Origin of the sequence: Colwellia sp. PAMC 20917, from assembly GCF_001767295.1 — a bacterium.
Lineage (GTDB): Bacteria > Pseudomonadota > Gammaproteobacteria > Enterobacterales > Alteromonadaceae > Colwellia_A.
The window spans coordinates 1481007-1504495 of record NZ_CP014944.1; the positions used below are offsets into that span (position 1 = coordinate 1481007).

General features: G+C 38.3%; 18 protein-coding genes. 11 read left to right on the plus strand and 7 right to left on the minus strand.

All coding sequences use genetic code 11. The annotated features are described in order from the left end of the window. Positions 1-68: 68 nt before the first annotated feature. Positions 69-1565 carry a CYTH and CHAD domain-containing protein gene (locus A3Q34_RS06310; protein WP_070374590.1) on the minus strand — a complete coding sequence of 499 codons (1497 nt, stop codon included), beginning with the start codon at positions 1563-1565 and terminating at the stop codon, positions 69-71. Between the two features lie 328 nt (positions 1566-1893). Here A3Q34_RS06310 and A3Q34_RS06315 point away from each other — a divergent pair, with 328 nt between their 5' ends. From A3Q34_RS06315 to A3Q34_RS06360, 10 genes are all read left to right on the plus strand, one after another. After that, complete coding sequence (locus tag A3Q34_RS06315) at positions 1894-2493, plus strand: TIGR04211 family SH3 domain-containing protein (RefSeq protein WP_070374591.1); 600 nt, start codon at positions 1894-1896, stop codon at positions 2491-2493. Positions 2494-2560: 67 nt separating this feature from the next. After that, positions 2561-4000 carry a capsule assembly Wzi family protein gene (locus A3Q34_RS06320; RefSeq protein ID WP_197517665.1) on the plus strand — a complete coding sequence of 480 codons (1440 nt, stop codon included), beginning with the start codon at positions 2561-2563 and terminating at the stop codon, positions 3998-4000. Between the two features lie 3 nt (positions 4001-4003). Further along, positions 4004-5071 carry a CDP-glycerol glycerophosphotransferase family protein gene (locus tag A3Q34_RS06325; protein WP_070374593.1) on the plus strand — a complete coding sequence of 356 codons (1068 nt, stop codon included), beginning with the start codon at positions 4004-4006 and terminating at the stop codon, positions 5069-5071. A 2-nt stretch (positions 5072-5073) separates the two neighbouring features. Further along, positions 5074-5469, plus strand: a complete 396-nt coding sequence (locus A3Q34_RS06330; protein ID WP_070374594.1) for an adenylyltransferase/cytidyltransferase family protein — start codon at positions 5074-5076, stop codon at positions 5467-5469. Further along, positions 5469-6503 (plus strand): CDP-glycerol glycerophosphotransferase family protein, encoded by a 1035-nt coding sequence (locus A3Q34_RS06335; RefSeq protein ID WP_070374595.1) that lies wholly within the window; start codon positions 5469-5471, stop codon positions 6501-6503. The genes A3Q34_RS06330 and A3Q34_RS06335 overlap by 1 nt, the downstream gene beginning before the upstream one ends. 330 nt (positions 6504-6833) lie before the next feature. Further along, positions 6834-8399 (plus strand): 2-isopropylmalate synthase, encoded by a 1566-nt coding sequence (gene leuA, locus A3Q34_RS06340; RefSeq protein ID WP_070374596.1) that lies wholly within the window; start codon positions 6834-6836, stop codon positions 8397-8399. Positions 8400-8439: 40 nt separating this feature from the next. Continuing rightward, positions 8440-9588 (plus strand): 3-isopropylmalate dehydrogenase, encoded by a 1149-nt coding sequence (gene leuB / locus A3Q34_RS06345; RefSeq protein ID WP_070374597.1) that lies wholly within the window; start codon positions 8440-8442, stop codon positions 9586-9588. Between the two features lie 3 nt (positions 9589-9591). Continuing rightward, positions 9592-11025, plus strand: a complete 1434-nt coding sequence (gene leuC, locus A3Q34_RS06350; protein WP_070374598.1) for a 3-isopropylmalate dehydratase large subunit — start codon at positions 9592-9594, stop codon at positions 11023-11025. A 2-nt stretch (positions 11026-11027) separates the two neighbouring features. Next, complete coding sequence (leuD, locus tag A3Q34_RS06355; RefSeq protein WP_070374599.1) at positions 11028-11624, plus strand: 3-isopropylmalate dehydratase small subunit; 597 nt, start codon at positions 11028-11030, stop codon at positions 11622-11624. Between the two features lie 180 nt (positions 11625-11804). Further along, positions 11805-13037, plus strand: coding sequence for an HD-GYP domain-containing protein (locus A3Q34_RS06360; protein WP_070374600.1), 1233 nt, complete (start codon positions 11805-11807; stop codon positions 13035-13037). A 50-nt stretch (positions 13038-13087) separates the two neighbouring features. Here the strand turns inward: A3Q34_RS06360 and A3Q34_RS06365 are convergent, their stop codons facing one another. Continuing rightward, complete coding sequence (locus A3Q34_RS06365) at positions 13088-14716, minus strand: AAA family ATPase (protein ID WP_070374601.1); 1629 nt, start codon at positions 14714-14716, stop codon at positions 13088-13090. Positions 14717-14863: 147 nt separating this feature from the next. On the opposite strand from A3Q34_RS06365, the gene A3Q34_RS06370 reads away from it, so the two are divergent. Further along, on the plus strand, positions 14864-16144 hold the full coding sequence (locus A3Q34_RS06370; protein ID WP_070374602.1) for a multifunctional CCA addition/repair protein: 1281 nt from the start codon (positions 14864-14866) through the stop codon (positions 16142-16144). 263 nt (positions 16145-16407) lie between these two features. On the opposite strand, the gene A3Q34_RS06375 is transcribed toward A3Q34_RS06370, so the two are convergent. The 5 genes from A3Q34_RS06375 to nusB all read right to left on the minus strand — a co-directional run bounded on the left by A3Q34_RS06375 (position 16408) and on the right by nusB (position 23480). After that, entirely contained in the window at positions 16408-19002 is a 2595-nt protein-coding gene (locus tag A3Q34_RS06375; RefSeq protein WP_070374603.1) for a TonB-dependent receptor plug domain-containing protein, read from the minus strand. Between the two features lie 693 nt (positions 19003-19695). Further along, positions 19696-21009 (minus strand): fumarylacetoacetase, encoded by a 1314-nt coding sequence (gene fahA, locus A3Q34_RS06380; RefSeq protein WP_070377034.1) that lies wholly within the window; start codon positions 21007-21009, stop codon positions 19696-19698. Between the two features lie 549 nt (positions 21010-21558). Beyond that, positions 21559-22026, minus strand: a complete 468-nt coding sequence (locus A3Q34_RS06385) for a phosphatidylglycerophosphatase A family protein (RefSeq protein ID WP_070374604.1) — start codon at positions 22024-22026, stop codon at positions 21559-21561. Between the two features lie 15 nt (positions 22027-22041). Further along, complete coding sequence (gene thiL / locus A3Q34_RS06390; RefSeq protein WP_070374605.1) at positions 22042-23019, minus strand: thiamine-phosphate kinase; 978 nt, start codon at positions 23017-23019, stop codon at positions 22042-22044. A 44-nt stretch (positions 23020-23063) separates the two neighbouring features. Next, entirely contained in the window at positions 23064-23480 is a 417-nt protein-coding gene (gene nusB / locus A3Q34_RS06395; protein WP_070374606.1) for a transcription antitermination factor NusB, read from the minus strand. Positions 23481-23489 lie beyond the last annotated feature (9 nt).

The following is a 23489-nucleotide window of genomic DNA, read 5'->3' on the forward strand; positions in this document are numbered from 1 at the left end:
TAATTTATGACCCTACGAATTATCTTCAACATTATCTAAAACCTTTTTCTATTCGAACTGATTAACAGCTATGACTCATCTAACCAGTACGGCTTTGTTAATAACGCCATATTTCTTGAGCTGTCTAACGCAATGAGTAACCCTTCAACTTTGCTTCCTTGCCATGAAACGAGTTTTTTAGGTTTTTCATCTAACGTTTGTAGTTGCTGGTGAATAATCCACAATGTTTGTAATTCACTGATCCCTTGCTGAATGTCCAACCAAGGTGCTCGATATTGTTTACGTTCTTCTTCATCAAACAATAAACCAAACCAAGTGCCTGTCAGTAAACTTCGGTTTAAAAGTTTTGCTTGTGATAAGTATTGCTCACTGCTCAGCGACTGCGATGGCGTGCTATCAGAAAATAACACCGCCATACTTTTCGTTAAACTTTGCTGCGCAAAAGGCAACAACGAGTCACTAAACTGTGTATCTTCAGTTAATAGCATTTCCAATAAATGAGCCTGCAGGATATTAAAACGCTGGCCATGCAATAATTCGATAACATTTTCGCTCGTTGGAAGACGACGTTTCTCCATTCTTAGTTGTTCTACCAATTGTTCGCTGTAATTTAACTTGCGTCTGTAATTACCCGTTTTATTAGTAAGCTCTTGTAGGTTAACGGCATTATCAACCCACGAGAGTAAGTGGACAAAATAGCTTAGTTCATCACGAATTTTTACGGCTTCTTCGGGTAAATAGTCTGCAAATAGCCAAAAGCCATGGCGGATTAACGCTAAAGTTTCTGTTATTTTTTCTAACTCGACTAAGCTTGGCGACGTTATATAGTATTCAATATGATCATGTAGGTTAACTAGGCAATAATTGATACCGGTAGAAAAGGCATTAGAAATAGAGTGACTGCGGTCAATGGGAAAAGTGTCTGTAATATTCTTTTTATAATTAACGGGAATGTTTTTCCATAAACCATAGCCACGAGCCGCTTTACTTTGACTACTTGGCCTAACAAGCAGTACAGAAAATAATAACTTGGCAAGCAACAGTAAATCTGAGGTTATACCACTGACAAGTTCTAGTTCGAGTTCACAAATTTTAACACTGCGACCATCACTACTAATATCACCTTGATCGAAGGCAACTTCTACCACGGTACCCGACGATAAAGTAACTAACCAAATAATACGGGTAAAGTCCGTTGAAAAAAGGGGGATTAACGTTTCTTGTAACTGCTCTACCTTTTGGGTTGACTGCCAAATTTCATTTGGGAACAAGGAAAGTTCAGGGAAGTTATTAACAATATTAACGTTATACTCTGGTCGCTGATGCAAGCCCGCAATTACCACCCCAGCTGTTTTTATGGTTTGCTCTAACTTTCCGTCACAACCTCTAATTCTTAGCCCCATATCATGACGGCGAAAATCTAAATTAGTTGTATCGTAATAGCAGTTCGATAATTGCTTTGTTTCACAGCTAAATGACAGCTGTTTTGTGGTGAATAACTGGGTGATTTTTTCTTGAGTATTATCACTTGTAACAAAATACTTAAGCTCAATTTCGGTAACCATATTCTTCCAATAATTTGTTTTATTATGTCAACATAGTGAGTTTACAACAGCGACATATGAAAACAAATAGCGAATGCCAATTCCGATAAGTTTCTTTCATATAATATAGCGATATAGAAAAAATTTAACTGACTGCTAATGCCCTAACAAACTTTTAGTAAAAACTATCATAATGAATTAGCTATGTAATATCTTGTTTACAAAATATTGAGAACACTTATTTATTTTATCAATAAAACCTTAATGTTCGTAAACTTAACTTGCTATCAATCCGCCAAACCCCTAGTATTTTGCTATGCATAATTTTATAAAGGTTAATGGTAGTTTCATGAAAATAATAAAAGCTTTATTGGTTGGTTTAGTCCTCAGTTCATCTTCCCCACTTTTTGCAGAAGACAGCCCAACCAACCTTCCTTCTGGCTATATTTCAGACGATTTATTTATTTATATGCATTCAGGAGCGGGTAATAATTATCGAATTCTAGGCAGTATAAATTCAGGCACTGAAGTGAAAGTAACCGGTAAAAATGAAAATGATTACTCTGAAATTATTGATGATAAAAATAGAAACGTCTGGGTTGAAAGTAAGTATCTATCATTAAAACCCGGCTTACGTTTTGTTATTGCCGAGCTTAATGAAAAATTAGCCAATACCAGCAGCAATACTGACAGTATGTCAGAGGAACTTTCCCAAAGTAGAAATACTATTCAAAACCTTAGTAGTGAAAAAGCCCAACTTAACAACGAAATAAGCCAGCTTAATAAAACGCTGATAACGATACGAGCCAAGTTAAAAGACCAAGATACCAATATCAAAAAAGAATGGTTTTATAATGGCGCTATAGTGCTAGTTATTGGCTTACTTTTAGGTTTAATTCTGCCAAGATTAACTTCTCGCCGCAAAGGCTCAATGGATAATTGGAAGTAAGCCCTATTATGTTAGAAAAACTCGCGTATAATCACCGCGATTTTTAGATTATATGATGGCTTTTTTTGTGCACAAAACTAAATACTTATTTTTTATCGCTTTATTTATACTATTTCATACAAAACAGGCTAATGCCGATGGTGTTAGCCCTTACTTACCGTTAAAAACTGATGCTCTTATTGAACTTGAAATCGCACGTCTAGCGACAATTTCTCGAATGCCAATCTTGAGTAAACCCTACCATATTGTCGCGGTTGTTGATTATCTAAACAAAATTAAAGGTTCTCATCCTGATCTTTTTTATAGAATTTCTGCTTATATAAAGCGTTATAAAAAGCAGAGTGCGATCACTCATTTATCAACTACGCTTTCAACATCTAACAATAAAAACTTCACCATAGCTAATAATCGTGGAGTTGCCATGGACAGCACGGCCCAAGCAAGTGCCGCTGGATTTTATCAGTTCAATCAATATGCCATCGCAAATTTAGGGGGGACCATCGTCGATGGTAAGAATATTATTCCACATAATAGCTACTTTTCATTGGGTTATGAATATGCTCAATTTGATATTGGCTACCGCGAACATTGGCTATCACCCTCACAAGAGAGTGCATCATTACTGTCCACTAACGCTGCTCCGACTTTTTCTATTACCGTGAGTAATGTAAAACCTATTACCTCTTGGCATGTTAAATACGAATTTTCATTAGGGCAGTTAGAGGAAATGGCGGGTATAAAATATAAGGGTTCTACATCATCAGGAAAGCCATTATTAATGACTATGCATATGAGTTTTCAACCCTTTAGCTGGTGGACGATAGGTGCTAATAGAACCTTTCAATTTGGTGGTGGCGAAAGAAGCACTGGCCTAAGTGATATTTGGAATGCGATTATTGACCCCGTTAATTCAGATAACTGTAGCTCAGGTTTAACAGGTTGTGCCAATTCTGATGAGGAAGTAGGTAATCAAATTGCTTCGTTAACCAATAAATTTGACTTGTCTTACCGAGGTTTTCCTTTTACCTTTTATATGGAATATGCAGGTGAGGATACCAAAGAACACAAGAACACTCAGTTAGGTAACATAAGTCAAACCTACGGGTTATTCTTTCCATATATTAACAAGGACTTTTCATTGTATGCTGAGCACTCTAAATTTCACAATGAATGGTATGTTCACAATATTTATGGTGAAGGTTACCGTAATGATCACGTTGTAATGGGTCATTGGTGGGGTAATAACAAAGAGCTGGAAGATAAATCACCCGGGAATGCTTCGTTAATTCGACTAAACTGGGACTTTTCACCCAAGTATCATTTACAAACACTATTTCGAACCGCTGCTATAGATTCTTTGACGCAAGATAAGTACTCTAGAGCCCAAGAGATAGAATTAAGTTTAAAACAAGTATATAAAAATGGATTTATTAATTATTCGTTAACAGCTGGTAGTGATATTTATGGAGAGTCTTTCTACCGTGCGACTTTGGGTTATAACTGGTAATTTATGAATGTTTTTTTTGATATTCAACATCTTTATTATTTACCTCAGTATTTGCCGGTAAAAAATGCACTTGAAAAAAATGGCGTAAATTGTCATTTTCTTTTATACAATCAAAAAGAGCTACAGAGTGTACTAATAAAGAGTGTTGAACAAGAAAAATTAAGTTATACCCTTGTTGAAGATTCTGATGAGGCGAGAGAACTTTATCTGCAAAAAAAGCCTCATTGGATTATTTTCGGAAATGCCTTCAATGGCTTAAAAAAAATTAACGCTTTTACAAAAACAGCACTGATGCAACATGGTATTGGTCCTAAATCATGCTATTACGATGTATCTAAATCAGATATAACTTACCGTTTTGTCGAAGGTCAGCATAGATTAAAACGTTTACAGAACCTATTTCCCAATAAAGTATTTGTTGATACGGGTTATGCTAAGTTGGACCCTATTATTAAGAAAACTTCAGATTGCATCAACTTATCTGACTTAGGATTAGACCCTAAAAAGAAAACGATTCTTTATGCTCCCACTTTCTATCCCAGCAGTATAGAGTGCTTACCTGACGATTTTCCCTCTTTGGTAGGCCAGTATAATTTAATTTTGAAACCTCACTTTTTTTCGCTGATAAAAAACAAATATAAAAAGCATCAAGCACTATTTAAACACTGGGGCACTTATAGTAATGTCTATGTTTCCTCCATTGAAGAAACATCTATTATTCCTTTTATGGGCGTTGCCGACTTGTTATTTAGTGATGCCTCATCAACACTCTTTGAGTTTACTGCACTAAATAAACCTGCTATCTGGTGTGACTTTTATAAGGTCCGTTGGTCTTATCGTGGAATTTTTAAATGGCGTTTAAACAAGCGATTAGATGATGATTTAAAATATTTTGCCAAAGTGGCCTGTCAAACAACAAACATAAAACAATTAATTCATGAAATTAGTAATCAACTTATGCATCCCGATTTAAAGGAAGCTGACCGTATAGCCATGACCGAGCTGCTTACGGGAACGGTTGATGGTAAATGCAGTGAACGAATTGCGAATTTTATAACTTCAGAGATTTAACTATGCGCGTAATTACTTTTGGTACATTTGATGTTTTTCATGTTGGCCATGTCAATATTTTAGAGCGTGCTCGTCTTCATGGCTCTCATTTAATTGTCGGTGTTTCATCGGATGAATTAAATATTTCAAAAAAAGGTCGAGCGCCTATATATTGTGATGAAGATAGAAAGCATATTATCCGGTCATTAAGATGCGTCGATGAAGTTTTTCTTGAAGAATCTTTAGAACTAAAAGCTGAATATATTAAATACTACAATGCCGATATATTAATTATGGGTGATGACTGGCAAGGTAAGTTTGATCATTTAAAAGACCTTTGTCAGGTGATATATTTACCAAGGACACCTTCGGTTTCTACCACGGAAATTATCGAAATAGTTAAAACTAAGCGCAGTTAATGAACAATAATCAAAAATACCTTTTCTATATCTCACAAAATTATTCTTTTGAAATTTTGCGACCTTTACAGCGAGAAATACTAAGCCAAGGCAGCCAAGTTGCTTGGTTTGTGGCCGGTAGTGATGTTAATTTGAGTAATTTTGCTGCCGATGAAGTGGTGCTTAACAGTGTTGCTGATGTGATTAGTTTTAACCCTGTCGCTAGCTTTGTGCCGGGTAATATAATCCCACGATTTATTCCCGGTATTAAAGTACAAGTTTTCCATGGTTTAGAGTGGAAGAAAAAAGGTCACTTTGTTATTAGAGACTGCTTTGATCTCTATTGTACTCATGGGGCAGCGACCACCAATCGCTTTAATCAATTAGCTAACCAGCATAAGTTTTTCGATGTTAAAGAAACAGGCTGGCCAAAATTAGATAATTTATTTAATACCCCCAAAAAGCAATATTTTAGTAATAACCTGCCTACAATACTCTTTGCGCCCACTTTTTCACCCGCGTTGACTTGCGCACCTTTTTTATATGAAGAAATTGCCGCTTTAGTGGATGATAAAAAATATAATTGGCTGATTAAGTTTCATCCAAAAATGGATACAAAGTGGTTAGAGCTTTATGCTCAACTCTCTTCAGAAAACCTGAAAATAATAACATCGTCGAATATAAATAGCTTATTGCAGTCGGCTGATATTATGGTATCGGATACTTCATCGGTTATTGGTGAGTTTGCTTTACTGGGTAAGCCGGTTATCGCGTTCAATAATAGCCAACCGGGTGATTACTTAATTAACATTACCGATGCCAAAGAATTACCCCAAGCATTAACTGTTGCATTATCGCCTTCAGAAACACTTATATTGGCGATAAATCGTTATGCCCAAGAGTTACATCCTTATAGTGATGGTAAGTCGTCACTTCGGATATTAGAGGCTGTAGAAGATATTCGACTCAATGGCAAGCAGGCAATAAAAACACTACCGCGCAATATCATCAGAAACTTAAAGCAACGCAAAATTCTTAATTATTGGAAGTTTTAAACGCCTTATATTCATTAGCTCCACCATTATACTTTTTAAATATTAATAATTAATTGACATTATTTGAGTAAATACGCTATTAATAGATGACTGTTTGCTCTAGCGAGTTAAACTAACCTAATAAGACAACTTTAATGACAACGACAATGACCATAAAAAATATTATTCGCATTAACCTCCTCCTCACATTATCAATGCGCGGATAGGTTTTTTATTGTTGTAAATTAAAGATAAACATTAAAACCCGCGCATATTACCGCGGGTTTTTTTATACCCGTATTTTATGTAAGTAGCCAATACCCTAAGCACAATAAATATTAAGGAATAAACATGGACAGCAAGGTAATTATTTTCGACACCACCTTACGTGACGGAGAGCAGGCACTAAATGCAAGCCTTTCAGTGCATGAAAAGTTACAAATTGCGCTAGCTATTGAACGCTTAGGGGTAGATGTAATGGAGGTTGGCTTCCCTGTTTCTTCGCCAGGCGATTTTAAGTCAGTGCAACAAATTGCCCGCACCATTAAAAACTCCCGAGTTTGTGCTTTAGCTCGAGCTGTTGAAGGCGATATTCAAGCCTGTGCCGATGCGTTAAAAGTCGCTGACCAATTCCGTATTCATACGTTTATTTCAACGTCAGATGTTCATGTTCAACAAAAATTGAAGAAAGATTTTGCCGATGTTGAAGCAATGGCAATCCATGCAATTAAATTTGCCCGAAAATTTACTGATGATGTCGAGTTTTCTTGTGAAGATGCTGGCCGTACCCCTATCGACAATTTATGTCGCATGGTTGAAAACGCCATAAAAGCCGGTGCCACCACCATTAATATTCCTGATACGGTTGGCTACACCTTACCCAATGAATTTGGTGGCATTATTACTCAATTATTTAATCGTGTGCCTAATATTGACCAAGCGGTAATTTCGGTGCATTGCCATAACGATTTAGGTTTAGCCGTTGCCAACTCAATGACTGCGGTACAAGCAGGCGCTAGACAAATTGAATGTACCATTAATGGTATTGGTGAGCGCGCCGGTAATTGTTCATTAGAAGAAGTCGCGATGATCATGAAAACCCGGCATGACTTCTTAAATGTACACACCAATATTAACCATCAAGAAATTGCCCGCACTTCAAAGTTAGTCAGCGAATTATGTAATATGCCCGTGCAATTAAACAAAGCGATTGTTGGCGGTAACGCTTTTAGTCATTCGTCAGGTATACACCAAGATGGCATGTTAAAAGCCAGTAATACTTATGAGATCATGACCCCAGAAAGTGTCGGCATCAGTAAAACAAAATTAAACTTAACCTCACGCAGTGGTCGTCACGTTATTAAGCACCGCATGGCAAGTTTAGGTTATACCGAAGCTGAGTTTGACTTAGAAGAGTTATACAGTGACTTTTTGGCGCTAGCCGATAAAAAAGGTCAAGTCTTTGATGATGATTTAGAAGCGTTGCACTTTAATATTCAACAACAAGGTGAAGAGCAAGAATTTTATCATCTAGAAACATTAAACGTGCAGTGTGGCGGCGGCGAGTTTTCCACGTCAAGTATTAAATTATTAGCCGGAAAAGAAAGCCATATTGTTTCTGAGACCGGTAATGGCCCGGTTGACTCATTATATAGAGCGATTAAAAAAGCGGTTGATATTGACTTTGAGGTCGCTGATTACAAAATATCAAATAAAGGTGAAGGTGAAGACGGTTTAGGTAAAGCTGATTTAGTGGTTACCTGGCAAGACAGAAAATTTCATGGCTACGGCTTAGCGACCGATGTTATTGACGCCTCAGCAAAAGCCTTGATACACGCACTGAATAGTATTCATCGCGCCATTACCATTAATGAAATAAAAAGCGAACTAAAAAACGACGTTCAAGCTTCATTATAATAAATTCAAACATATAAGATTGACTAAAGGTATAAAAGACATGTCGAACATAGCAATATTAGCCGGTGATGGTATCGGACCAGAAGTAATGGTTGAAGCTAAAAAAGTATTAAGTACCATCGCAACAATATTTGATATAAAAATATCGACACAAGATTACGCTATAGGCGGTGCTGCTATTGATAGCCACGGTCACGCCCTTCCTGATGAGACCATGAAAGGTTGTGAACAAGCCGATGCTATTTTATTTGGCTCGGTTGGCGGTCCAAAATGGGCTAACTTACCTCCTACACAGCAACCTGAACGTTGTGCATTATTAGGCTTGCGTAGCCGTTTTGATTTATTTTGTAATATGCGACCGGCGACCTTACAACCGGCTTTATCATCATTATCGACATTGCGCAGTGATATTTCACAGCAAGGGTTCGACGTACTGGTTATTCGCGAGTTAACCGGCGACATCTACTTTGGTGAGCCAAAAGGACGTCGCGGTGAAGGTGAAGAAGAAACCGGCTTTGACTCGATGTTTTATTCTCGTCGAGAAGTTAAACGTATTGCTCACTTGGCGTTTCAAGCGGCGCAAAAACGTAACAATAAGGTAACGTCTGTTGATAAGGCCAATGTTTTAGCGACCAGTCAATTATGGCGCCAAGTGGTTGAAGAAGTCGCGAGTGAATACCCTGATGTCGCTTTAGAGCATTTATATGTAGATAACGCCGCCATGCAACTTGTTCGCGATCCCAACCAGTTTGACGTTTTGTTATGCCCTAATTTATTTGGCGATATTCTTTCGGATATCTGCGCAATGATAACTGGCTCTATGGGCTTATTACCTTCGGCAAGTTTAAATAGCGAAGGTTTTGGTATGTATGAACCTGCCGGTGGCAGTGCACCTGACATTGCCGGAAAAGGTATCGCTAACCCTATCGCGCAAATTTTATCAGCAGCATTAATGCTACGTTACAGCTTAAATGAAAGTGCAGCGGCACAAGCGATTGAAGATGCCGTAGCAAGCGCATTAGACAATGGCGTGCTAACCGCTGATTTACTGCCCGCAAACCAAAGACACCAGGCTAAAAATACCACTGAAGTGGGTGATTATATTTGCCAACAGATTATTGCGCAACATAGTAGTGCACAAAATAGTAGTGCACAAAATAGTGCTAATCAAAAAATAACAGAGGCATAACCGATGAGTCCTAAAAATTCTGCTACCACCTTATATGAAAAATTATGGCAACAGCATGTTGTTGAAGAAAAAGCGGGTGAAACACCTTTGCTTTATGTTGACCGTCATTTGATCCACGAAGTTACCTCACCACAAGCGTTTGCTAACTTAAAGTTTCATAACCGCCCTGTTCGTCATCCTGAGCGTACGATTGCCACCATGGATCACAACATTTCAACCCGTTCAATAGAAATTGATGCTGCGGGTGAAGGCGCAGCCAATCAATTAAGAACATTAGAAAAAAACTGTAAAGAGTTTGGTATTGAACTATTTGGTATGGGTCATAAAAATCAAGGTATTGTTCATGTTATTGGGCCAGAACTTGGCTTAACATTACCTGGTACAACAATTGTCTGTGGTGATTCTCATACCGCAACCCATGGCGCATTTGGCGCATTAGCCTTTGGTATTGGTACTTCTGAAGTTGAACACGTTTTTGCCACGCAAACCTTACGCCAAACAAAAGCAAAAACCATGAAAATTGAAGTTAATGGTCAAGTAGGCGCTGGAATTAGCGCAAAAGATATTATTTTAGCGATTATTGGCAAAACAGGTAGTGCGGGTGCGACCGGTTATGTCGTTGAATATTGCGGTAGTGCTATCGAAGCACTGAGCATGGAAGAACGCATGACCGTTTGTAACATGAGCATTGAATTTGGCGCGAAAGCGGGCTTAATCGCTCCTGATAAAACCACCTTCGATTATCTAATAGGTAAAGAATATGCGCCAAAGGGCGACGTATGGCTTGAAGCGTTAAATGATTGGAAAACATTCAAAACTGATGAAGGCGCTGAGTTTGACACGATATTAACCCTTAAAGCCGAAGAGATTAAAGCGCAAATAACCTGGGGAACCACACCAGGACAGGTTACTTCAGTCGATAGCGTAGTGCCATCGCCCGATGACTTTACCGAGCAAGTAGAAAAAGATTCTTGTGCGGCCGCCTTAACCTACATGGGCTTAACGGCGGGTACAAAAATTACAGATATTACCATTAACAAAGTCTTTATTGGTTCATGTACAAATTCACGTATCGAAGATTTACGCGCAGCCGCAGGTGTTGTTGCAAGCTATCAAGCACAAGGGAAATCAGTATCAGCAAATGTTGATGCCATCGTTGTTCCCGGTTCATATCGCGTAAAAGCGCAGGCAGAAGCGGAAGGTTTAGACAAAATATTTAGTAATGCCGGCTTTGAATGGCGTTTACCCGGTTGTTCAATGTGTTTAGGCATGAACGATGATGTGCTAACAGAAGGTGACCGTTGTGCTTCAACCAGTAATCGTAACTTTGAAGGCCGACAAGGCCGTGGCAGCCGAACGCACTTAGTGAGCCCTGAGCTAGCTGCTGCGTCTGCAATTACCGGTCATTTTGTTGACTTGAATTCACAAGGAATATAATCATGGAAAAATTTACAACACATACGGGGTTAGTTGTTCCTTTAGATGCAGCAAACGTAGATACCGATCAGATAATCCCAAAACAGTTTTTACAAAAAACAGAGCGAATAGGCTTTGGACAACATTTATTTCATGACTGGCGCTATTTAGACGTATCAGGGAAAGTAAACAACCCTGAATTCATTTTGAATAAACCTCAGTACCAAGGTGCAAGCATTCTACTAACCCGTGAAAATTTTGGCTGTGGTTCAAGTCGAGAACATGCACCATGGGCATTAGAGGAATACGGTTTCAAAGCCATTATTTCACCGAGTTTTGCCGATATCTTTTATGGTAACTGTATTAATATTGGTTTACTGCCAATAAAACTTAGTGATGAAGAAATTGACACGTTATTTAAAATGAGCAGCCAAGAAAACCTCGCGTTAACCGTCGACTTAATCAATAACACAATCACTTGTGGCGAATTAAGTTTCACCTTTAGTTTAGATAAGTTTCATCAATATTGTTTAGAACAAGGCATAGACAGTGTTGGCTGGACATTAAACAAGCTAGACACGATAAAAGCTTTTGAAGCAAAAATGCCAAGCTGGCAATAAGTAAAGTATTAAGTCCTAAAGCTTTATCTGCTCTTTACCGGTAAATTGTAGATGAAGCTTTATTTTTTCACCCTTTCCCCCTTTTACCCATCAATTGCACTAATGACTAAAATTAATCTAAAGTATTGTTTAGTAATAAGCTATTATCAATTATAGCTTTGTAACTAGCCGACCAACAATATGTCCAAAATAACAACGAGCGAAATCACTAAAATTATTTCTATCGATCAGCTCAAACCTGGCATGTATGTAAAATCATTTTCCGATAACAATCATCTTTCGATCAAATCTGAAGGTTATATTTCGTCTCTTGAAAGCATTACTCAATTACGTAACGCTGATATTGTCCAGCTCGTTATTGTCCCTGATAGAGAGAAGCAAACCGTTAATGTTGAAAAGGTTTTTGCTGACATTAAAACCAGGCAACTTATTGAACTAAAAAACAATTCGCTGGAAAAGTTAGCTATATCATTTGACAGCGAAATGAAAAAAGCCAATGACTTGTATAAAAACGCAAAATTACTGCAAGAAAAAATCCTCTCGCAAATTAGACAAAAAAAATCAATTAATATTGCCGAGGTTGAAGAATCAGCTAACGCTATGGTTGACTCTATTTTTCGAAATCAAGATGCCCTAACCTGTATGTCCCGTTTTCAAACCAAAGACTCTTATCTTATTGAACACTCACTCAATGTTTCAATTTTGATGGTTGTTTTTGCGAAACATTTAGGCTTTGACAAACGTTTGATCCAAGAAATAGCGCTGGGTGCCTTTTTGCATGATATTGGTAAGGTATTATTACCTAGCGATATTTTAAATAAACAAGGTACGTTAACCGCTAAAGAGCAAAGTATTATTCGCAGTCACGTTGCGCTTGGCTTAAAAATATTAGAAGACAGTCCTAGCATTTCTCATGTCGCGATGACCATGATACAAGAGCATCATGAACGTTTAGATGGTTCGGGTTATCCTAATCACCTTAAGCGAGATGAGATATCAAAATATGGCAAGATGCTTGCTATCATCGACAGCTACGACGCCATGACTTGTGATCGCCCATATAGAAAGAGTGTTCATCCTATTAATGCTTTTAAGAAACTTATTGCAGAATCCCCCGAATGTTATGACGAAGAATTAGTTGAAAGCTTTATTCAGTGTATGGGCGTTTATCCCGTCGGTACCTTAGTCAAACTTAACAGTGGTAAATTAGGGCTAATTAGCCGCTTAAATAAACAAAAACCCTTACACCCATACGTACGCGTTTTTTATAATATACGCCTCAATCAAGCGATACCGATTAAAGAAGTTAACTTGAGTGAATCAAAATACAAAGATCAAATTGACTGCTGTATTCGACCTGAAGAATTTAACCTTAATTTATTAGGTTTTTTCAAAACCGCCTTTATCGACTAACGTTTAGCGCTTGCAGATAAACATTAGTCAGACCACTTAAAACGATGATATTACCAAGAAGAAAGCGCCGGCAAACTAAACTGCTGGCCTTTAAACGTTAAAATAACTTTCTGACCATAAATATGATTTAACACTAATTTCTCAGAAATGGTGTCGCCTTCATAGCGATCTCTGCCATTAACTTTTACCCAACTTTCACCTTCACTGGTATAAATATGTTGTTGAAAATTTAATGAAGGTAACTCACTTTGCACCCAAGCAGGCATATCTGATAATGTCGGTGCATTAACCTCAGGTTCGACAGCTTGGTTTGCGCTATTTTTGAATTGTGGGTCTTGCTCGGTATCATCTATTGCGCTTTGAAAAAGCGCCAGCAAATCATCAGAAACACCGTCAACCGCCTTCACAGAAAGCTTTTCTTTAACTTTGCTTGTCGCTTTATCTTCAGCTAATTTACTGTCTGCTAATGTAGATAGTTGCTCTGAAGAGTTCTTGTCCGGCATAAGCACGTTTGCGGTGTTATCGGCTGTTACGATACGCTGCTCAACAGCACGTTTTTTGTCACCATCGCTTTCTATTTCAAACACTTTAGAAGCATTGTCTGTTGTTACTGCAACTAAGTTTTCATCCGGTGTTTTTTTATTGTTAGTCGCTAAACTTTCATTAGCCGCAGCAATAAGCGCTTTAGCGCTAGTGTCACTTATAAGGTTATTAACCGCAGGCTCAGTAATATTGAGCGCCGACGTTTCGTTAATATCTTCACCAAAGAATTGGCCTAGGAAATACGAGCTACTGACAATAACCGCTAACACTGTACATGCGGCTAGCGCCTTAACCGCTTTGTGTTGCCACCAATAGGTCGCTTGATATTCATCGCCTAATGCTTCTTGTGCAGATAATAAAACAATTTTTTTAGTCACCAAAGCATTATTACTGCAATAGGCGTTGGTCAGTGAACGCTCACATAACAAATTAATTATCCGCGGTATACCTTGTGAAATGCGATGAATTTCCGCCACTGCGGCACGTTCAAATAACATACGTTCACATTGTGCTACTGACAAGCGGTGTTGGATATAATGTCCTACTTCGTCCTTAGTTAACGGCAGCAAATGATAGCGAGCAGTAATGCGTTGTGCCAATTGTCGCAAGTCTCGACGTTGCAACAATTGTTTTAATTCAGGCTGACCAATTAAAATGACCTGCAGTAATTTTTTAGTATCTGTTTCTAAGTTTGTTAATAAACGTAACTGCTCTAAAACTTCTGGCGCTAAATGCTGCGCTTCATCAATGATTAATAGCGTATTAAGGTTAGCTTGGTGATTTTTATTGAGCTTTTCATATATTTTATCGGTGAGTGTTTTTAACGTTGCCCCCGTCTTTCGGTAACGAATTTTTAGCTCGTCACAAATAGTAGCCAGTAGCTCTTGGCTTGATAATGTTGGATTAAGAATAAAAGCCGCTTGCGTATTTTCGGGTAACTGCTCCATTAAGCGCCGACTGATCGTGGTTTTTCCGGTGCCAACTTCACCCGTTAACAGTGCAAAGCCTCCGGTTTCACCCAAGCCATAACTTAAATGAGCCAAAGCCTCTTTATGGCGTTCACTCATAAATAAAAAGCGAGGATTAGGTGCGATTGAAAAAGGGCTTTCTTTTAAACCAAAATAACCTTTATACATAATAGATTTAAGTAATTTTTAAAGTCAATAAACTGTCATAGAAACTACCCTGTAGTCCATCATAAGTCAAAACTAGCTGGTAAATAATTTATATAAATATGCTAAGCTTTCTGAAAATATGTCAGCTTTAATAAATAAAGAGTAATAATGATCAACAATGACCTTTCAGTACTTAACCGCTATTTAGTCGGCGGTGCCGTTCGCGACAAACTTTTAGGACACAAGGTCTATGATCATGATTATGTTGTTGTTGGCGCAACGATTGAACAGATGCTGACATTAGGCTTTACGCAAGTCGGTAAAGACTTTCCGGTATTTCTGCATCCCAAGACTAAAGAAGAGTATGCCTTAGCAAGAACTGAACGTAAGCAAGGCCAAGGCTATACCGGTTTTGTTTGCGATGCCAGTAGCGCGGTTACCCTTGAAGAAGATCTACTTCGCCGCGACCTCACTATTAATGCAATGGCGATGCCCTTTAACGATAGCGTTGATAACACCACTATTATTGACCCTTATAATGGCCAAGTTGATTTAAAAAACCGCATACTGCGACATGTTTCATTAGCTTTTGTTGAAGACCCGCTTCGTGTTCTACGGGTAGCTCGATTTACTGCCCGTTATCATGATTATGGTTTTACCATTGCTGGCGAAACAGTAGACTTGATGACTAAAATCAGTGAAAGTGGAGAATTAGCTACACTGTCAGGTGAACGTATTTGGCAAGAAATGCAGCGCAGTTTGACTGAAAATAACCCCGAAGTATTTTTTCAAGTGTTACGTGAATGTGGAGCATTAGCGAAAATATGGCCTGAACTTAACTCGCTATGGGGGATCCCTAATCCAGAAAAATGGCACCCAGAAATTTGCTCGGGTATTCATACTATGATGGTACTGCAACAAGCGGTTAAGCTCTCCCCTAAAACATCTGTACGGTTCGCGGCACTTTGTCATGACTTGGGTAAGTCTTTAACCTTAGCAGAAAATTGGCCCAGCCACCGAGGTCATGAAACCTCAGGTTTAGTATTGGTTGACAAAATATGTGGGCAATTAAAAGTGCCTAAAGATCACAAAATTTTAGCGCGTAAAGTCTGTGAATTTCATTTACATTGCCACAAAGCATTCGAATTAAAAGCCAACACGCTAGTTAAGTTATTTAATAGTTTAGATGTATGGCGCAAGCCTGAAGAGTTTACTGATTTCTTGACTGCCTGTACGGCTGATTTTCGCGGTCGATTATACAATGAGAACAAAGCCTATCCGCAAGTAGATTACTTACGTAGTGCTTTTGAAGCGGCCTTAACGGTAACCGCTAAAGAGTTTATCGAACAAGGAATACAAGGTGCAGATATTAAAGAAGCCATAAATAAAAAACGCATTGAGCTTGTTCAGCGCTTTAAGTTAGGCCATGAACAGGCTAACAATCTTTAACCTTTGGCTGAAAAATAAAAATACATTCAAGTACCAAATAAATCTGCCCAGCCCGCACGCTCATTTAGCTTCACTATGAGCACGTTATTATTCTCGACAGAGCTATTATTCTCGACAGAGTTATTATTCTCGACATAGTTATTATTCTCGACATAGTTAACTAACCTATTCAACTCCTCGATATTTTTATATAAAAAAGTCAGCTAAATTAGCTGACTTTTTAAGTAAGACGATTAATGTTCTAACCGCTATTTACAACTCAATTAAAAGCTATAAGTTGCTTTTACGTAGTAGAAGCCACCGTTAAAGCCAAATGGAGATGTTTCGTAGTACTTACCACCCCAGTTGTTATTAGGTGTGAAACCATCAGGATGATTACGTGAAGATTCTTCAAAATCTAACTCTTCAGCTTGTTGATCAAAGATGTTCTGTGCACCCGCTGCTATTGTAAATGAGTCATTAATAAAGTAACTCACTTCAGCATCAAAGGTAATTGCTGCATCAGCATCTTGAGCCGCTAAGTCATAATCTACGTGTACCGCATGGTATTCACCGAAGTAGTTACCACGAACGTACATACTGATGTCATCCCAGCTTTGAGAAACAGTGAATGAACCTCTATGCTGTGGTAAACCTTCTTCTAAGCGTTTAACTTTAAAAGCACCTGTAATATCAGAACTACCCGTAACATCGGTTTCATTCCAGTTGTAAGCTAAGCTAAGTTTAGTATCACCTTCAAACAACTGCATACCGTAGTTTGCAACAATATCAACACCTTGTGTTGTAGTATCAAAATCGTTAGCAAAGAAACTTACCGTACCTACTGAACGAGGGTTAGCTACATTTAATGCTTCTAATTTAGCATAGTCAGCTTCTTCTAATTTTGTACGGTCAGATTGTGTAATACGGTCATCAACTTCAATATTATAATAATCAGCCGTGAAGAAAAAATCTCCATTTTGATAAACAACACCAAATGCATAGCTGTTTGACTGTTCTGGCTCTAATTCTTTACCACCAAATAATTTTGAAAATTCACTTGTTGGCGGTAATAACGCTGAATCGGTTAATTCACCATCTTCTAATGCGGTAGAAACATTACTTACATTAGCTTGACCAACGGTAGGAGCTCTAAAACCAGTACTTATAGAACCACGTATTGATAACTCATCATTAATAGAATATTGAGCCGTTAATTTATAATTTAACGTATCACCAAATGATGAGAAGTCTTCATAACGTAAAGCTGCGCCAAGTAAAAGGTCGTCAGTCATGTATGCTTCAACATCTACGTATGCAGCAACACTGCGTCTAGAGAATGCACCGGCTTGTGATGGTTGAAAACCAGGGAAACCATGTGAGCCTAGGTTAAACCCTTGGTCGATTAATGGGCCAGCAAGGAATGAGTATTGATCACCCGCGCCAATTTCAAAGGTCTCTTCGCGCCATTCTAAACCACCTGCAACATTCATCGGTGAATCTAGACCAACTTCAACGCCCTTAGATAAATCTAAGTTAAACGTTTTTTCTAATTGTGTGTAATCACCTAAATCAAAATCACGTGGAGATTCAGGACCCATTGAAGAGTTAATGGTATTTACAATACTAAAGCTTGATTTATTACGACCAACAGAACCACTGATGTCAAAGAAAACTTCGTCTAGCATTCCGCCGTTAATTTCACCTTCAACACCCATAGTTAATGATGTATCGACTACATTACCACCAAAGTTTGGCGTATAACCGCCTGGGTATGTTTCGTTAACCGCAAAACAGTTTTTACCTAAAGCCGTACTATTGTCGGCAATAGACTGATAATCAGCTTGGTCTAAAACATTAGCGCCAATAGAAATGGTAGGACAAGTAATACCGTTATCTACGCCATCTAAATCACCAACAAGTAGTGTGTCACCACCGTCATTTGAATAAATGCTTGAACGGTTATGTGGATTTCTCCAGTAGAAGCCACCCTTTACATCACGTTCGGAATAGTTACCAAACATGTAGAATTTTTTATCATTGCCTAAATCAAGACCAATATTACCAAAAATTGTGGTGTCATCATTAACTTCTGGAGAACCCCAAACTTGAGCTTCTTCTGCGATGAATGAGTTACCTGCCGCTGCAATGGTCGCAGCATTGGCTACTTGAATACTGCGGCTAGTCGCATCAGCATTTTTATATTGAAAACTTAAGTTAACGAAACCATCTTTAGTTAATGGCATACCAACGTTACCTGCGTAAGTTGTTGTAGCGCCATCGCCTTCGTAATATTCACCGTGCTTAACAGAGAAACTACCGCCTTCTGCAGCATCTTTTAAGACAAAGTTCATTACACCAGCGATTGCATCTGAACCGTATTGTGCTGCTGCACCGTCACGTAACACTTCAACTTGTTTTAACGCTATGCTTGGAATAACAGAAATATCTGGACCTTGTGCACCATCATTAATGCCGCCACCTTGGAATGCAATAACAGAAGCGCGATGACGACGTTTACCATTTAATAACACCAATGTGCTATCTGAAGACAAACCACGTAAGTTTACCGGACGAACTAATGTCGCCGCATCACTAATTGGGTTAGCGTGTACGTTGAATGAAGGAACACTGCCGACAAGTTGATCAAGCATGTCACTTGAACCCATTTTCTCTAAATCTTCACCACCAATAATATCAATTGGAACAGGAGAGTCAGCAACAGAACGAGGCGCTGAACGTGATCCAACAACTGCTATTCTTTCTACATCTTTTACTTTTACTTTTGAGCTGTTTTCTTCTGCATATGCTGGCGCAGTACCTAGTGCAATACTTACCGCTAACGTTAACGTTGCTGTACGAAATAATTGAGTAGACATGTTACTTCCTTCATAGATTTGTGTTTATATTTTTATATTTTTATGTTTTTTTAGACTAGGTAGTCAATAGGTGAAACTACCTACACTTGCACCTACTTTATAAAACAGCCTAAAAGTGTTTACAAGAGCGAAATTAATTGAAAATAGCGCGAAAATAGATGTTCTTCATTAAATAACATTTAATTACGAAAAGAAGTCTAGTTATTGATAAAGGGATTTTCTCTATAAAGACTATACAGGCTAGTGACTGCGGACTTATAAACCAGAAATTAATATCCGAATATTTTCGTAATCAAATAGATCTAAATAGACCTAAAAGAATTTGCTTATTCCAAATTAGCATAAAAATAAATTCTACAAATATTGCACTATTTAGTGAAGTCACAGTCAAAGTACTAAAAATTAACACTAACTTCACAGTGCATACAATATACAAAGCAATCTATCGCCTTTATTTAGCATTTCATCTTCTTTTTTTAGCATTTCGTCGCTTATTTATGCACACTTATTGAATAATTTTGTATTCGCCGGATTGATTTCTAAAAAATATATCTAGAGCAAAACAAAATTTAATGAGAAGTCGTGAAGGAGTAAATAGATTATTACTATTGAAATTTAGTGATAAAAAAAGCGCTGATCATAAACAATCAACGCTTTGCGATTAACTCAATGAGCAATTAGCTAGATGAGGCGTTAACTCGCTGGTAAAATTATCGCTGATACGGCACCAAAACCAATGCGCACTGCACCTTCTTTTTGACACCAACCTTTCATTATGACGTTGTCACCATCTTCTAAGAAAGTACGTTTTTCACCATTAGGTAAAGTAATAGGATCGGCACCCGCATTTGAAAGCTCTAACATTGAACCGGCTTCTTCAGGCTTAGGTCCAGATTGCGTGCCACTGCCAAACATATCGCCCGCGCGAAGGTTACAACCATTAACGGTATGATGAGCGACCATTTGTGCCACTGTCCAGTATGAGTCTTTAAAGTTAGATTGTGACATTTCAACGGCTTCTTCACTTTTTTCACGCATATTTTGCGTTTCAAGCAAGGCTTGTAGCTGGATATCAAATGAACCGATCGCACGATTATTTTCTGACTCTAGGTATGGCATTGGTTGAGGATCTGACTCAACACGTGTCCAAGCCGAGCGGTAAGGTGCTAATGCTTCTGTCGTCACAATCCAAGGTGAGACTGTTGAAGCAAAGTTCTTCGACAAAAATGGCCCTAAGGGTTGGTATTCCCAACCTTGAATATCACGCGCAGACCAATCGTTGAATAAACATAAGCCAAAGACATGATCTTCGGCGTTATCAATAGAAATAGCGTCGCCTAAGTCATTACCTTTACCAATGAATATGCCCACTTCTAATTCATAATCGAGACGCTTACAAGGGCCAAATGATGGTTCAGTTGCCGTTGGCGCTTTAGTTTGTCCCGATGGACGCTTAAAATCTCGACCAGAAACATCAATAGAAGATGAACGACCGTGGTAACCAATTGGTACCCATTTATAGTTAGGTAATAATGGATTGTCTGGACGGAACTTCAAACCCACTGACGTAGCATGGTGAATTGAGGTGTAGAAATCAGTGTAATCACCAATATTACAAGGTAGTGCATATTCAACGTCAGCTTGAGCGATTAAACAAGCGGCTACTTTATCTTGTAAAGCTGATCCTTCCTTCAAAGCATTAGAGAGTGCTAAACGTAGAGCGCTCCATGTCGCTTTACCCATCGCCATATAATCATTTAACTGTGGTGCATTACAGGCTTTTACGCCTGCTTGGGCTAGACCGTCAAAAACATTTGCGTTAGCCAAGGCAGCTAAGTCAATAACTTGATCACCAATGGCTACACCACCACGGAATGCTTCTTCGCTATTTGCACGTTTAAAAACCGCAAAAGGTAAGTTCTGAATAGGAAAGTCGGTATCTGCTTTATTCGCAGTGACAAGCCAACTAACTCGGGCTGAATTGTGGGTTTCGTTTAACAAATTCATAGTAGACATTGATTGAAGAACTCCTGAAATTTAAGGCTTACCTTGATAAAACGTCAAAATACGTTTTAAAACACAAGTAAGTATAGAAGATAACGATATAAGATAGCGGCATTATACCAGCGAGAACAATAATTGGTATTAATGATAACATTGAGTTATTTTTCTGAGGGTTAAGCTGTCAACAAATAGTTGCACTAAAAGGTTTACAGCCAATAATTTTATTAAAAAGCTATCTTGATAATTGTGCTGGTCGTAAAATAACGCTGAAGCCATCACGACCCAATACATCAGGTACATACTCTTCGGCTTTTTGGTTAATGGTTAATGGTTAATGGTTAATGGTTAATGCAAAACGGTTTAATGCCGAAGCTATTTGCTTTAGCAATGGCTTGGTGAGTATCTTAGATACCAAAACGGCCTACATAATTAGCGATGTCATTAGGTTTTCCATCAGATAAATAGGCTGATATGTATCAGGTAACCCGTCATTTAATCAAGGTTTTAAAAAGAAGTGAACAGACAGTAAAACTCGACTTTCTGTGCTATTGATTAAAAAATTAGGTGCATGCAAGCCAGTGCCGCTAAGCCTGCAAGAATATCGTCGACCATAATACCTAAACCGCCATGTAAATTTTTATCTACATAGGAAATAGGCCAAGGTTTAAAAATATCAAAAATTCTAAATAAGATAAAACCAACAACAATACTTTGCCATGTCAAAGGAACAAGAAACATGGTGATTAAAAAACCAACAATTTCATCCCAGACAATTGCGCCATGATCAGGTACACCTGCATCTTCTGCCGCTTTTCCACAAATATAGATACCGGCAATACTCATGATAATAACAATAGCTAAATAAGTACTGACTGAAGCAGGCGCTAACAGCAGATACAAAGGAATGGCGGCAAGCGTGCCATAAGTACCTGGTGCTTTAGGTAATAAACCACTACCAAACCCTAAAGCAAGAAAATGGATGGGGTTAGTTATACGAAAGTTCTCGGTAGATTTACTCATTACATTTAACTTAAGTTATTTATTAGAAGGAGTATCAGAAAAATGTTGATAGCTCTGAACCTTAATATTTACCGCTTTTTTATTTAATGTCGTGGTAATTTTTCCTGAACCATTCAATTGGCCAATACAGGTAATCTTATTGCCTGTGTTAGCTAAGGCTGTTTCCAAGCCTACTCGGTTATCTTCAGTAACACTAAATAATAGCTCATAATCATCGCCACCTTCTAAAGCTATATCGTACGCTGCGTCTATACCAACAGTATCACTTAATGCGGCAGAAAGCGGTAAAGCATCAAGCACAATATTAGCACCAACACCCGAAGCATTACAGATATGAGCTAGGTCTGCGACTAAACCATCAGATAAATCTATCGCAGAAGTCGCATATTTACGTAAAGCTTGTCCAGCTAAAACTCTTGCTATTGGAAAGTCTAAGCGTTTTTGTATTTCTTGCTGATATTTAGCTGCTACTTTCACTTTACCTTGGATATGTTGTAAAGCGAGGTTCGCTGCACCGATCTCACCGGTAACATATAACCATTCTCCGGCTTTAGCACCTGAACGGGAAATATGTTGTCCAAAAGGAATTTGTCCTTGCGCTGTAATGGTTATACTCAATGGTCCCTGCGTCGTATCACCACCAATAAGCTGGACATTATAAAATTCACAAAGGTCAAAAACACCAAGGCAAAATTCATTGATCCAATTTTCATCAATATCAGGAAGCGTGATTGCTAAAGAAACCCAACTAGGCTCTGCCCCCATAGCGGCAAGATCAGACAAATTAACCGCTATCGACTTATGACCAATAGCACGTGGCGATGTATTTAAAGGAAAATGCACACCTGCCACTAAGGTATCTGTTGTTACTGCAATGTGTTGGCGTTCACCCGGAGTAACCAGTGCACAATCGTCACCAATACCTAAATAAACGTCTTTGCGCTTTACTACCTGTTCAGTAAAATAACGTCTAATGACTTCAAATTCTTTCATACAACAACCAATCCTTTGCTTTGCTTTGAGAATATGAGTGCAAATTATTCTTCTGGACGAATCAGTTTAACGGCTTTATCAAGGACACCATTAACAAACTTATGACTATCGTCAGCAGCAAAAGATTTTGCTAATTCGATGGCTTCATTAATAACAACTCGATATGGCACATCTTTACAATCTTTCAATTCATAAATGGCGACACGTAAAATAGCTTTTTCTACTGGATCAACGTCGTTTAAAGGACGGTCAACGTGCGGAGAAATAGCTTCATCGATAGAACCAACTGATTTGGTTACACCGTGGAGTAATTGTTGAAAATATGGAATATCAAAACGTCGTGCACTATTATCAGTTAAAAAATTAACTTCGATATCAGTTACTGAGTTTTGGCTAAGCTGCCATGAGTAAATAGCTTGAACAGCTAACTCACGAGCTTTCCTTCTAGGAGTTGGTTTCACAAAAATTCC